This window comes from Serratia sp. HMSC15F11, assembly GCF_001808215.1.
Classification (GTDB): Bacteria; Pseudomonadota; Gammaproteobacteria; order Enterobacterales; family Enterobacteriaceae; genus Serratia; species Serratia nevei.
The window spans coordinates 51,385-63,887 of the sequence record NZ_KV792497.1; the positions used below are offsets into that span (position 1 = coordinate 51,385).

11 protein-coding genes and 1 pseudogene are annotated in these 12,503 nt (G+C 59.1%); 5 read left to right on the forward strand and 7 right to left on the reverse strand.

Annotated elements, in window-relative coordinates; all coding sequences use genetic code 11:
• Both HMPREF3138_RS27245 and zwf read right to left on the reverse strand, forming a co-directional pair.
• Positions 1 to 147: pseudogene (locus tag HMPREF3138_RS27245) on the reverse strand (keto-deoxy-phosphogluconate aldolase); the annotation flags it as partial.
• Positions 148 to 301: 154 nt separating this feature from the next.
• Positions 302 to 1,777, reverse strand: a complete 1,476-nt coding sequence (zwf, locus tag HMPREF3138_RS19940; protein ID WP_019452799.1) for a glucose-6-phosphate dehydrogenase — start codon at positions 1,775 to 1,777, stop codon at positions 302 to 304.
• Positions 1,778 to 2,225: 448 nt separating this feature from the next.
• Between zwf and HMPREF3138_RS19945 the strand changes: the two genes are divergently transcribed.
• From HMPREF3138_RS19945 to HMPREF3138_RS19955, 3 genes are all read left to right on the forward strand, one after another.
• On the forward strand, positions 2,226 to 3,098 hold the full coding sequence (locus HMPREF3138_RS19945; RefSeq protein ID WP_038877144.1) for a MurR/RpiR family transcriptional regulator: 873 nt from the start codon (positions 2,226 to 2,228) through the stop codon (positions 3,096 to 3,098).
• Positions 3,099 to 3,288: 190 nt separating this feature from the next.
• Entirely contained in the window at positions 3,289 to 4,731 is a 1,443-nt protein-coding gene (gene pyk / locus HMPREF3138_RS19950) for a pyruvate kinase (protein WP_038877142.1), read from the forward strand.
• Positions 4,732 to 4,817: 86 nt separating this feature from the next.
• Entirely contained in the window at positions 4,818 to 5,699 is an 882-nt protein-coding gene (locus tag HMPREF3138_RS19955) for a leucine-rich repeat domain-containing protein (RefSeq protein ID WP_038877140.1), read from the forward strand.
• A 49-nt stretch (positions 5,700 to 5,748) separates the two neighbouring features.
• Here HMPREF3138_RS19955 and lpxM read toward each other — a convergent pair whose 3' ends face one another.
• The 3 genes from lpxM to znuA all read right to left on the reverse strand — a co-directional run bounded on the left by lpxM (position 5,749) and on the right by znuA (position 9,155).
• Positions 5,749 to 6,717, reverse strand: a complete 969-nt coding sequence (gene lpxM / locus HMPREF3138_RS19960) for a lauroyl-Kdo(2)-lipid IV(A) myristoyltransferase (protein WP_015378127.1) — start codon at positions 6,715 to 6,717, stop codon at positions 5,749 to 5,751.
• 149 nt (positions 6,718 to 6,866) lie between these two features.
• Positions 6,867 to 8,189: a murein DD-endopeptidase MepM gene (gene mepM, locus HMPREF3138_RS19965; RefSeq protein WP_038877136.1), complete on the reverse strand. Its 1,323-nt coding sequence runs from the start codon at positions 8,187 to 8,189 to the stop codon at positions 6,867 to 6,869.
• Between the two features lie 21 nt (positions 8,190 to 8,210).
• A complete protein-coding gene (gene znuA / locus HMPREF3138_RS19970) occupies positions 8,211 to 9,155 on the reverse strand; it encodes a zinc ABC transporter substrate-binding protein ZnuA (protein ID WP_038877353.1) in 945 nt (314 codons plus the stop codon).
• A gap of 78 nt (positions 9,156 to 9,233) precedes the next feature.
• Here znuA and znuC point away from each other — a divergent pair, with 78 nt between their 5' ends.
• Both znuC and znuB read left to right on the forward strand, forming a co-directional pair.
• Positions 9,234 to 9,992, forward strand: a complete 759-nt coding sequence (gene znuC, locus HMPREF3138_RS19975) for a zinc ABC transporter ATP-binding protein ZnuC (protein ID WP_038877134.1) — start codon at positions 9,234 to 9,236, stop codon at positions 9,990 to 9,992.
• Positions 9,989 to 10,774 (forward strand): zinc ABC transporter permease subunit ZnuB, encoded by a 786-nt coding sequence (znuB, locus tag HMPREF3138_RS19980; RefSeq protein WP_038877132.1) that lies wholly within the window; start codon positions 9,989 to 9,991, stop codon positions 10,772 to 10,774. Before znuC ends, znuB begins: the two co-directional genes overlap by 4 nt.
• 60 nt (positions 10,775 to 10,834) lie before the next feature.
• On the opposite strand, the gene ruvB is transcribed toward znuB, so the two are convergent.
• Complete coding sequence (gene ruvB, locus HMPREF3138_RS19985) at positions 10,835 to 11,839, reverse strand: Holliday junction branch migration DNA helicase RuvB (protein ID WP_038877130.1); 1,005 nt, start codon at positions 11,837 to 11,839, stop codon at positions 10,835 to 10,837.
• Positions 11,840 to 11,858: 19 nt separating this feature from the next.
• Positions 11,859 to 12,473, reverse strand: coding sequence for a Holliday junction branch migration protein RuvA (ruvA, locus tag HMPREF3138_RS19990; RefSeq protein ID WP_038877128.1), 615 nt, complete (start codon positions 12,471 to 12,473; stop codon positions 11,859 to 11,861).
• Positions 12,474 to 12,503: the final 30 nt, after the last annotated feature.

The following is a 12,503-nucleotide window of genomic DNA, read 5'->3' on the forward strand; positions in this document are numbered from 1 at the left end:
GCGCAGCGTCACCTCCAGTACCCGCACGCCGCCGGCAACCAGCGCTTTCGCCAGCGGCACCGCCTGCTCCAGCTTGTTGATCACGATAACAGGCACCACCGGCCCTGCCGTCAGGATCTGCTCGGCGCTGGTTTTCCAGTTTTTCATCGTTATTTCTCCATTACTCGCGGTTAACAATGGCACGCCCCTGCCACAGGGCTCCGCGCAAATGCGCGGACGTCCGGCCGTACCGTAAGTGATGTGGCCCACGCGCAGATCGCAGGCAAAAAAAAGCCGGCAGACAGGCTGCCGGCATTGCGCATTACTCGAACTCGTTCCAGGAACGGCCGTCGCGGGTGATCATCGCCACCGAGGCCACCGGCCCCCAGGTGCCCGCCTGATAAGGCTTCGGCGCCTCGTTGTCGGCTTTCCATGCGTCCATGATGGAGTCGACCCACTTCCAGGCTTCTTCCACTTCATCGCGGCGCACGAACAGCGCCTGAATGCCGCGCATGGTCTCCAGCAGCAGGCGCTCGTAGGCGTCCGCCACGTGCTCCTGGTTGAAGGTTTCCGAGAAGCTCAGGTCCAGCTTGGTGGTCTGCAGACGGTGCTTGTGATCCAGCCCCGGCACCTTGTTCAGCACCTGAATTTCGATGCCTTCGTCCGGCTGCAGGCGGATGGTCAGCTTGTTCTGCGGCAGCTGCTGGTAAGAATCGCTGAACAAGTTAAGCGGCGGGTTTTTGAAGTACACCACCACTTCCGAGCATTTGGTCGGCAGACGTTTACCGGTACGCAGGTAGAACGGCACCCCGGCCCATTGCCAGTTGTCGATATCCACGCGGATGGAGACGAAGGTTTCGGTGCTGCTGCTCTTGTTCGCCCCTTCCTCTTCCAGATAACCCGGCACTTTCTTGCCCTGGACGAAACCGGCGGTGTACTGACCGCGCACGGTGGTTTCCCGTACATTGGTCTGATCGATACGGCGCAGCGAGCGCAACACCTTCACCTTTTCGTCGCGGATACGGTCGGTGGTCAGATCCGCCGGCGGCGACATGGCGATCATGGTCAGGATCTGCAGCAGGTGGTTCTGGATCATGTCGCGCATCTGGCCGGCCTGGTCGAAGTAACCCCAACGCCCTTCGATGCCCACCTCTTCCGCCACGGTGATCTGCACCGAATCGATGGTGCGGTTATCCCAGTTGGATGCGAACAGCGAGTTGGCGAAACGCAGCGCCAACAGGTTCAGCACCGTCTCTTTGCCGAGATAGTGGTCGATACGGTAAACCTGGGATTCGTTGAAATACTCCGCTACCTGATCGTTGATCACGCGGGAGGACGCCAGATCGGTGCCCAACGGTTTTTCCATTACCACGCGCGCCGGCTCATGGTTCAGCTTGGCTTCGCCCAACCCTTTGCAGATGGCGCCGAAGGTGCTTGGCGGCATGGCGAAGTAGTTGATGGTGGTACGGTGTTTCTGATCCAGCATTTTACCCAGTTTGGTAAAGTTCTTGCTGTCGTTGACGTCCAGATTGCAGAAGTCCAGGCGTGCGCTCAGCGTGGCCCAGAGTTCATCATCCAACTTTTCTTTCATGAAGGTGCCAAGCGCTTCCTTGACCACTTCGGTATACGCTTTTTTATCCCACTCCGCGCGGCCGACGCCGATGATCCGCGTATCCGGGTGGATGTGTCCGGCTTTCTCTAACTGGTACAGGGAAGGCAGCAGCTTACGGCGCGCCAAATCACCTTTCGCGCCGAAAATAACCAGGTCACACGCCTGGGCTGTAGAGGTTACCGCCATGTTCATCTCCTCGTTGCAGGATATTTGTAATTTTCTTACATTACTAATGTACTCTGTTTGACTACGGCCAGCAAACCCGGTGCAGAAGCAGGAAAAAAGACCTCAAGATTCCAGCGGTAGCGCCAATGCACGCCAGAGCCCGCACAGGCGGGCAAAACTGTAATTTTTCGTCTTTTTTGACGCTCTGTTACCATTATGAAAGTTAGACACAGGTCATATTCTGGTGAAAAAAGCCTGCATACGCCCTGTCGAGACTGCCAACGGTTACCAGCACGTAGTATATTTTCACTAAACCGGCATTGATTTCTCCTTTGTTTGAAATCGACATACCCTATCGATTCCAGGTTACAGCCGCTCGTTTGGCGTCTGCGTGCGCGGCGAACACGGGCGAAATTCGGCGCTGTTGCTTGAAAGCCACAGGGATAAAACCATGAGTGACTCTCGTTATATGAATACGCTGGACAAAATCCAGAGCCATCTGGAACTCCTGAGCAAATCTGAAAGGAAAGTCGCCGAGGTGATCCTGGCCTCCCCACAGACCGCCATTCACTCCAGCATTGCCACGCTGGCGCGCATGGCCGACGTCAGCGAACCTACCGTCAACCGCTTTTGCCGCCGCCTTGATACCAAAGGCTTTCCCGATTTCAAACTGCACCTCGCCCAAAGCCTGGCTAACGGCACGCCCTACGTAAACCGTAACGTTGAGGAAGACGACAGCGTCGATTCCTATACCAGCAAGATCTTCGAATCGGTCATGGCCAGCCTGGATACAGTAAAGGCAAATTTGGATATTGCCGCAATCAATCGTGCGGTTGACCTGCTCACCCAGGCAAAAAAGATCTCTTTCTTCGGCCTGGGCGCCTCCGCGGCGGTGGCGCACGACGCGATGAACAAATTTTTCCGCTTCAATATCCCGGTGGTCTACTTCGATGACATCGTTATGCAACGCATGAGCTGCATGAACTCCGGCGAAGGGGACGTGGTGGTGTTGATCTCACACACCGGCCGCACCAAGAATCTGGTGGAGATGGCTCACCTGGCGCGAGAAAACGACGCCACGGTATTGGCTATCACCTCGCGCGACACCCCGCTCGCTCAGGCGGCGACCCTCCCTTTGCTGCTCGATGTGCCCGAAGACACCGACGTTTACATGCCGATGGTGTCGCGGATCGCGCAATTAACGCTCATTGACGTGCTCGCCACCGGATTTACCTTGCGCAGAGGGGCTAAATTCAGAGATAACTTGAAGCGGGTCAAAGAAGCGCTCAAAGAATCGCGCTTTGATAAAGGGGTGGTCATTCCCAACAGTTTTGACTCGTGACCTGACGAAGAAAAAATCGCCGTTCAACAGACATTTGAATGACGGCATCAGAGGCTGTACCCTGTTAATATGCTCATGCGGGTAACCCGGGTGAAATATCAGTGTTGTAAAATTACATTTCACGCCTGGTTTCGTTATCCGACGTTTATCGCAACACCAATATTTGCTTCACCAGTCAACGGAGTAATACATGTCCAGACGGCTCAGAAGAACCAAAATCGTTACCACCCTGGGTCCGGCTACAGACCGCGACAATAATCTGGAAAAGATCATTGCCGCCGGCGCCAACGTAGTTCGGCTTAACTTCTCCCACGGCAGCCCGGAAGACCACCAGGTTCGCGCTGACAAAGTGCGTGAAATCGCCGCCAAACTGGGACGTCACGTCGCTATTCTCGGCGATCTGCAAGGGCCGAAAATCCGCGTGTCCACCTTCAAGGAAGGCAAAATCTTCCTCAACGTGGGCGATAAATTCCTGCTGGACGCCAACCTGTCAAAAGGCGAAGGCGATAAAGAAAAAGTCGGTATCGACTATAAAGGCCTGCCTGCCGACGTGGTGCCGGGCGATGTCCTGCTGCTCGACGACGGCCGCGTTCAGCTGAAAGTGCTCGAAGTTCAGGGCATGAAAGTGTTTACCGAAGTCACCGTCGGCGGCCCGCTGTCCAACAACAAGGGCATCAACAAACTCGGCGGTGGCCTGTCGGCCGAAGCGCTGACCGAGAAAGACAAGGCAGACATCGTGACCGCCGCCAAGATTGGCGTCGATTACCTGGCGGTCTCCTTCCCGCGTACCGGTGAAGACCTGAACTATGCTCGCCGCCTGGCGCGCGACGCCGGCTGCAATGCCAAGATCGTGTCCAAGGTTGAGCGCGCCGAAGCGGTCTGCAGCGACGAAGCGATGGACGACATTATTCTGGCCTCAGACGTGGTCATGGTTGCCCGTGGCGACCTCGGCGTCGAAATCGGCGATCCGGAACTGGTCGGCATTCAGAAGAAACTGATCCGCCGCGCCCGTACCCTGAACCGCGCGGTGATCACCGCGACCCAGATGATGGAGTCGATGATCACCAACCCGATGCCGACCCGCGCCGAAGTCATGGACGTGGCCAACGCCGTGCTGGACGGCACCGACGCCGTTATGCTGTCGGCGGAAACCGCCGCCGGCCAATACCCGGCGGAAACCGTGGCGGCGATGGCGCGCGTTTGTCTGGGCGCCGAGAAGATCCCAAGTATCAACGTCTCCAAACACCGCCTGGACGTGCAGTTCGACAACATCGAAGAAGCGATTGCCATGTCTTCGATGTATGCCGCCAACCACCTGAAAGGCGTTACCGCACTGATCGCCATGACAGAGTCCGGCCGTACCGCGCTGATGATGTCGCGCATCAGCTCCGGCCTGCCGATCTTCGCCATGTCGCGTCATGAGCACACGCTGAACCTGACCGCGCTGTATCGCGGCGTGACGCCGGTGTATTTCGACAGCCACAAAGACGGCGTGATCGCCGCCAATGAAGCCGTCAATCGCCTGCGCGACAAAGGCTTCCTGGTCTCCGGCGATCTGGTGATCGTCACCCAGGGCGACGTGATGGAAACCGTCGGCACCACCAATACCAGCCGTATCCTGCGCGTCGAATAATCCACGCCGCAGACGAAATGCCGGCCGGCTCACGTTGGCCGGCATTTTTTTTTGCCCTGACACCGCCATAAAAGACGGAGAACGCCATGCTCCACCAACACACTCCCGCAGCGAGCGGTGATGAGCTCGATCTCGACGGCCACGGCCTGACGCAGCTCGACGAGTCGCCGTTAGCCGGCCACGCGCTGCGCAAGATTAGCCTGTACGACAATCTGCTGACGGCCTTCCCCACCCCGATCTTCCGGCACCGAAATCTGCGGGTGCTGAATATCTCCTGTAATCAGCTCGACCGCCTGCCGCCGGAGATTGGCCAGTTGCAACAGCTCGAGATGTTCGACTTTGGCCACAATCGCGCAAGCGAACTCCCCGAAGAACTGGGGCAGCTGCATCGGTTGAAATACCTCTATCTGAGCGATAACGGCTTTAGCGAGCTGCCGCGCTCGCTGGCGCAGCTGCAGCAGTTGGTTTACCTCAACGCGACCGACAACCATTTAACCGCTTTACCACAGGCAATACCGAGGCTTGTTGCATTGCAGGAGCTGCGTTTATACAACAACCGCATCGGCAGCCTGCCCGCCGAAATCGGGCAACTTCGCGCGCTGCGCGAACTGCATATCATGAAAAATGCCCTGACTTCGCTGCCGGCGGAAATGGCTCAGCTCGGTGAGCTGGAGATACTCGACGCGGCTAACAATGCCATCGCCGAGCTGCCGCAGGCCTTCTGCCGGCTGCCGCGGTTGAGCGAGCTGAACCTGCGTTTCAATCAACTGTCGCGTCTGCCGGAAAATACCGGCGAGCTGACGGCGCTGAGAAGTCTGGACCTGCGCGCCAACCGCCTGAGCGACCTGCCGGAAAGCCTCGGCGAACTGAGCCGCCTGCGCAAGCTGGACCTGCGCTGGAATGATTTCACCCGCACGCCTAAAGTCGTCGACATCCTGCGGGCTCGCGGCTGTATGGTGCACATCTGAAGAGACGCCGGCCGGGTTGTGGCCCGGCCGGCGTTAGCGGGAGACAGGATTAACGATACAGATCGTCGCGCGAGTAAGGTTCAATCTCCCCTTCCTTGCGCGTCTTCAGCAGTTTGAGGATCCAGGTGTACTGCTCCGGGTTCGGGCCCACCAGATTTTCCACCTCTTCGTTCATGCGGCGGGCAATGCGCGGATCGTCGGCTTCGGCCAGGTCATCCATCGGCTCGCGGATATAAATGTCCAACATGCTGGTTTTGCCGTCGTACACCGGGAATAAAGGCACGATCGCCGCACGACACACTTTCATCAACCGGCCTACCGCCGGCAGCGTCGCCTTATAGGTCGCGAAGAAATCGACGAACTCGCTGTGCTCGGCGCCGTGATCCTGATCGGGCAGATAGTAGCCCCAATACCCCTGCCGTACCGAACTGATAAACGGTTTGATGCCGTCGTTCCGCGCGTGCATGCGGCCGCCGAATTTACGCCGCACGGCATTCCACAGGTAGTCGATCAGCTGATTACGCTGATTGTGGAACATCGCGGCCATCGGTTGGCCGCGCGCGGCCATCAGCATCGCCGGCACATCCACCGCCCAGCCGTGTGGCACCAGGAAAATGACGTTGCGCCCTTCCGCCCGGATCTTGTCCAACACCTCTTCACCGTGCCAACGCACGCGCTTGAGCACTTTCTCGGGCTTGGTGCAGGCCAGTTCCGCCATCAGCACCATCGACTGCGGCGCGCAGGCAAACATCTGGTCGATGATGTGCTCGCGTTCGCTTTCCGGCAGCTCCGGCAAGCAATACAGCAGGTTGATGCGGGCACGACGGCGTGCGCCCTTCGCCAGCTTGCCGGCCAGTTTGCCGACCGCCCCCAGCACCGGATCGCGTAGGCGCGCAGGTACCAGCGAAATGCCGGCCATCAGGCCGGTTCCCAACCACACGCCCCAGTAGCGCGGATATAAAAAGGCTTTCTGAAACTGCGGGATGAACTCTACGTTCGATTTCTTCTCGTTTTGCATGCACATGCTCTTCGCTTAGCGATTCGGCTAATCATAATTGCCATCACCGATTTTGCAATTAACAACCGCGAACCGCCCAGATAAAACAGCATCGGCCCGCAATCAGGCCGATGAAATTGACGGCGCCGAAGCGCCGGAAAAAGGGGGTATTAATCCAGCTGCAGCTGAGGAACCACTTCCTTCACCTGCGCCAGATAATCGCTGCGGTCTTTGCCGCTCAGCCCTTCGGAACGCGGCAGCTTGGCCGTCAGCGGGTTCACCGCCTGTTGGCCGGTCCACAGTTCAAAGTGCAGGTGCGGCCCGGTGGAACGCCCGGTGTTGCCGGAAAGCGCAATGCGATCGCCGCGTTTCACCTTCTGGCCCGGTTTCACCAGCAGTTTTTTCAGGTGCATATAGCGCGTGGTGTACTGGCGACCGTGACGGATCGCCACATAGTTGCCCGCCGCGCCGCTGCGTTTGGCGATCACCACCTCACCGTCACCGACCGCCAACACCGGCGTGCCGACCGGCATGGCAAAATCGACGCCCTTGTGCGGCGCCACGCGGCCGGTCACCGGGTTCACGCGACGCGGGTTAAAGTTGGAGGAGATGCGGAACTGTTTCATGGTCGGGAAACGCATGAAGCCGCGCGCCAGGCCAGAGCCCTGGCGATCGTAGAATTTGCCGTCTTCGGCGCGGATCGCATAGTAATCTTTGCCGCCGGTGCGCAGACGCACGCCCAACAGCTGGCTTTGCGATTTTTTACCGTCGAAATGCTCGCGCGACATCAGCACGGAGAACTGGTCGCCTTTGCGCAGCTTGCGGAAATCGAGCTGCCACTGCAGCGCCTTGATCACCGCATTGATTTCGTTACGGCTCAGCCCGGCGTCGCCGGCGCTGCTGACGAAGCTGCCGTTAACCCGGCCGCTGATCACGTTGTTGCGCCATTCCCCCTGCTGCGCCTCTTTCGACTCTTTGAAGCTATTGCCGACGCGGTCATAGGTGCGGGTTTCGCGGCGGGAAACTTCCCAGGTCAACTGCTGCAGATCGCCCGCATCATTGACGGTCCACGACAGCTGTTGGCCGATCTTCAGATTACGCAGATCGCGGTTTTGCGAAGCCAGCAAGGTGACATCCGACATATCGATGCCGTACTGCGTCAGAATGCTGCCGAGGGTGTCGCCGGTGGAAACCACATATTCATGCACGCCATCGTCGCCGGCATCTTTTTGATCCAGCTCATCCTGCGGGATTTCGTCATCGGGGGTGGGTTGGTCGGCATCAATCGGTTCACTGGCTTCGGGGAGCAATGACCGCATCTGGCTGGATTCTAACTCGACGCTCTTGGCAATGGGGTTGTGTTCTGGGTGGTAAACAAAAGGCCGCCAAACAGCGACGGCCAATGTGACGACTGTCAGCGACCCCAGCATGACGCGGTGGGGCCGTGGCAGGTTGTTATACGCCAGAGCGATAGTTCGGACTATCTGCTGCACTCGATAATATCCTCATAAGCTTTACTTCAGGCAGCTCACGTACTGGTTTGACAGCTGAGTCAGGAATTTCCCGTAGCTGTCCTTCCCCAGCGCGATGCCGATGCCCAGCGGGTCCAGCGTTCCGGAACGCACTTTGGTACCCTTGGCGACGGCATTGATTACGGCCGGCCTGAATTGTGGCTCAGCAAAAACGCATACCGCTTTCTGCTCAACCAACTGTGTTCGAATTTGGTGTAGGCGCTGTGCTCCAGGCTGAATTTCGGGATTGACGGTGAAATGGCCCAGCGGACTCAAACCGTAGTGTTTCTCAAAGTAGCCGTAAGCATCATGAAAAACAAAATAACCCTTACCTTGCACAGGCGTAAGCATGTTACCAACATTTTTGTCAGTTTGCGTCAGCAGATTCTCGAACTGGCGCAGGTTTGCGTCTAATTTGTCCTTATTTTGCGGCATAAGTTCCAACAATCTGTCGTGAATCGCGATCGCGGTCACTTTTGCTATCTCCGGCGACAGCCAAACGTGCATATTGTACTCGCCGTGATGATGCCCATGATCGTCATCGGCATGGTTATGCGCTTCGCCTGCATGTTCATGATCGTCGTCATCTTCGCCTTTCATCAGCAACGGCTTCACCGCCGGCAGTTCGCTGATGGCCAGCTTGCGGGTTGCCGAGATCGGCACCAGCGCCTTGTTCAGGAACGCCTCCATATCCGGCCCGACCCACAGCACCAGGTCCGCAGAGCGCAAACGCTGAATATCGGAAGGACGCAGCGCAAAATCGTGCGGTGAAGCGCCGTCCGGCAGCAACACCTCGGTCGGCGTCACGCCGTCGGCGATGGCCGATGCGATAAAGCCTAGCGGACGAATCGAGGTCACCACCGCAGCGGAAGCGCTGCTCAGCGGGCCGGCCATCAACAGTGCGCTGGCCAGCAGCGTGCGCTGCAGCCATTTATTTTTCTTTGCCATCATCAGTAATCCCATCGTTTTCATCAACAAGGCGTGATATTATAACATTCGCTTCGTTCTGCAACCTGTAATCTCGAGATGTCTACACTGATAACGCTAAAAAATATCTCCGTCGCCTTCGGCAGCCGCAAGGTGCTGTCGAACATTTCCCTCAGCCTGCAACCCGGCCGTATTCTCACGCTGCTGGGTCCGAACGGCGCGGGCAAGTCTACGCTGGTGCGCGTGGTGCTGGGATTGGTCAAACCGACCGCCGGCACGCTGGAGCGTGAGCCCGATCTGCGCATTGGCTACGTGCCGCAAAAGCTGCACCTCGACGCCACCCTGCCGCTGACCGTCAGCCGCTTTATGCGTCTCAAGCCCGGCGTAAAGAAAGCCGACATTTTGCCGGCGCTCAAGCGCGTGCACGCCGCTCACCTGCTCGACCAGCCGATGCAAAAGCTCTCCGGGGGAGAAAACCAACGCGTGCTGCTGGCGCGAGCGCTGCTGAACAAACCGCAGCTGCTGGTGCTGGACGAACCCACGCAAGGGGTGGACGTCAACGGCCAGCTGGCGCTGTACGATCTCATCGATCAGCTGCGTAAAGAGCTGGGCTGCGCCGTGCTGATGGTCTCGCACGATCTGCATCTGGTGATGGCGAAAACCGACGAGGTCTTGTGCCTTAATCAGCACATCTGCTGCTCCGGGGCACCGGAGGTGGTGTCGATGCATCCCGAATTCATCGCCATGTTCGGCAACCGCGGCGCAGAGCAACTGGCGGTGTATCGCCACCATCACAACCACCGTCACGATCTGCAGGGAAGAGTTGTTTTGAAGAAAACCGGGAGCCGCGAAGCATGATTGAACTGTTACTTCCCGGCTGGCTGGCCGGCGTGCTGTTGGCTGGCGCCGCCGGGCCGCTGGGTTCCTTCGTGGTCTGGCGCCGCATGTCCTACTTTGGCGATACCCTGGCGCACGCCTCGCTGCTGGGCGTCGCCTTTGGCCTGCTGCTGGACATCAATCCCTTCTATGCGGTGATCGCCATTACGCTGCTGCTGGCTCTGGCCCTGGTGTGGCTGGAACGCCGCCCGCAGCTTTCAGTGGATACCCTGCTCGGCATTCTGGCCCACAGCGCCCTGTCGCTCGGGCTGGTGGTGGTGGCGTTGATGTCTAACGTGCGGGTCGATCTGATGGCCTACCTGTTCGGCGATCTGCTGTCGGTCACGCTGAGCGATATCCTGATGATCGCCGGCGGCGTCGCCGTGGTGCTGCTGGTGCTGTGGTGGCAGTGGCGCGATCTGCTGTCGATGACCATCAGCCCGGAGCTGGCGCACGTCGACGGCGTTAACCTGGTGCGCGCACGCACCGTGTTGATGCTGGTCACCGCCTTGACCATCGGTCTGGCGATGAAATTCGTCGGTGCGCTGATCATCACCTCACTGCTGATCATTCCGGCCGCCACCGCTCGCCGCTTCGCGCGCACGCCGGAACAGATGGCCGGCGTCGCGGTGCTGCTCGGTATGGTGGCCGTCACCGGCGGCCTAACCTTCTCGGCGTTTTACGATACGCCGGCCGGCCCTTCGGTGGTGCTCTGCGCAGCCGTGCTGTTCACGCTGAGCCTGTTCAAAAAACAGCAGGCCTGATTAAAACCGGGATATGACAAGGGCCGCAGATGCGGCCCTTTTTTATGACGGGTGGAAAACTTATGCTTCGCGCTCGAGCCCGAAGTGCCGGTAGGCATGCTGCGTCGCCAGGCGGCCGCGCGGCGTGCGCTGGATAAAGCCCTGCTGGATCAGGAACGGCTCGATCACGTCCTCGATGGTTTCGCGCTCTTCGCCGATCGCCGCCGCCAGGTTGTCCAGCCCGACCGGGCCGCCGGTAAACTTGTCGATAATCGCCAGCAGCAGTTTGCGATCCATATAGTCGAAGCCTTCGGCATCGACGTTGAGCATATCGAGCGCCTGCGCCGCCACCGAACCGCTGATCACCCCGTTGGCGCGCACTTCGGCGAAGTCGCGCACCCGGCGCAACAGACGGTTGGCAATACGTGGCGTCCCCCGCGCCCGGCGCGCCACTTCATGGGCCCCCTCGTCGGACAGTTCCAACCCCAGGCACCCGGCGCTGCGCGAGACGATGTGCTGCAAATCCGCCACCTGATAAAACTCCAGCCGCTGGACAATGCCGAAGCGATCGCGCAGCGGTGAGGTCAGCGAGCCGGCGCGGGTAGTAGCGCCCACCAGCGTGAACGGCGGCAGATCGAGCTTAATCGAACGCGCCGCCGGCCCTTCACCGATCATGATATCCAGCTGGTAGTCTTCCATCGCCGGATACAGCACTTCTTCCACCACCGGTGACAAACGGTGGATTTCGTCGATGAACAAGACGTCATGCGGTTCGAGGTTGGTCAGCATCGCCGCCAAATCGCCCGCCTTCTCCAGCACCGGGCCGGAAGTGGTGCGCAAATTCACGCCCATTTCGTTGGCCACGATGTTGGCCAGGGTGGTTTTCCCCAACCCTGGCGGGCCAAAGATCAGTAAATGGTCGAGCGCGTCGCCGCGCTGCTTGGCCGCCTGAATGAAGATCTCCATCTGCTCGCGCACGTGCGGCTGGCCGACGTATTCGGTCAGCAGCTTGGGACGAATGGCGCGATCGAGGATCTCTTCTTCGTTGATCGGTTCGGCGGAAATCAGGCGATCGGCTTCAATCATTATCTACCCCTTTTCGGCCTTACAGGGCGGCGCGTAGCGCGTCGCGGATCAGGGTTTCGCAGTCGGCGCCCGGCTTGGCAATCTTGCTGACCATGCGGCTGGCTTCCTGCGGCTTATAGCCCAGCGCCACCAGCGCCGAAACGGCCTCGGCTTCCGCGTCCACATCCGGCGCTTTGTCGGCGGCGGACGGCAGGCTGATCTCGCTGCTGCTGTTGAACAGGTCGCCGTTAAGCCCTTTGAAACGGTCTTTCATCTCGACCACCAGGCGCTCGGCGGTTTTTTTGCCCACGCCCGGCAGCTTGACCAGTGCAGTGATCTCTTCGCGCTCTACCGCGCTGACGAACTGCTGCGCGGACATGCCCGACAGGATCGCCAGCGCCAGCTTAGGCCCGACGCCGTTGACCTTGATCAGCTCGCGGAACAGCGCGCGCTCCTGCTTGTCGTTGAAACCGTACAGCAGCTGCGCGTCTTCACGCACCACGAAGTGGGTAAACACGATGGCCTCTTGCCCCAGTTCCGGCAGCTCGTAAAAGCAGGTCATCGGCATGTGTACCTCATAGCCCACGCCGTTCGCCTCCAGTAACACCAGCGGCGGCTGCTTTTCCAGAATATTTCCTCTGAGACGACCTATCATTTACCCTCCTGCAGAATGACCGGGCATGGC

Bases quoted from the DNA above. Each gene is read 5' to 3' on its own strand.
- zwf (WP_019452799.1), bottom strand. From the start codon at position 1,777: ATGGCGGTAACCTCTACAGCCCAGGCGTGTGACCTGGTTATTTTCGGC.
- HMPREF3138_RS19945 (WP_038877144.1), top strand. From the start codon at position 2,226: ATGAATACGCTGGACAAAATCCAGAGCCATCTGGAACTCCTGAGCAAA.
- pyk (WP_038877142.1), top strand. From the start codon at position 3,289: ATGTCCAGACGGCTCAGAAGAACCAAAATCGTTACCACCCTGGGTCCG.
- HMPREF3138_RS19955 (WP_038877140.1), top strand. From the start codon at position 4,818: ATGCTCCACCAACACACTCCCGCAGCGAGCGGTGATGAGCTCGATCTC.
- lpxM (WP_015378127.1), bottom strand. From the start codon at position 6,717: ATGCAAAACGAGAAGAAATCGAACGTAGAGTTCATCCCGCAGTTTCAG.
- znuA (WP_038877353.1), bottom strand. From the start codon at position 9,155: ATGGCAAAGAAAAATAAATGGCTGCAGCGCACGCTGCTGGCCAGCGCA.
- znuC (WP_038877134.1), top strand. From the start codon at position 9,234: ATGTCTACACTGATAACGCTAAAAAATATCTCCGTCGCCTTCGGCAGC.
- znuB (WP_038877132.1), top strand. From the start codon at position 9,989: ATGATTGAACTGTTACTTCCCGGCTGGCTGGCCGGCGTGCTGTTGGCT.
- ruvB (WP_038877130.1), bottom strand. From the start codon at position 11,839: ATGATTGAAGCCGATCGCCTGATTTCCGCCGAACCGATCAACGAAGAA.
- ruvA (WP_038877128.1), bottom strand. From the start codon at position 12,473: ATGATAGGTCGTCTCAGAGGAAATATTCTGGAAAAGCAGCCGCCGCTG.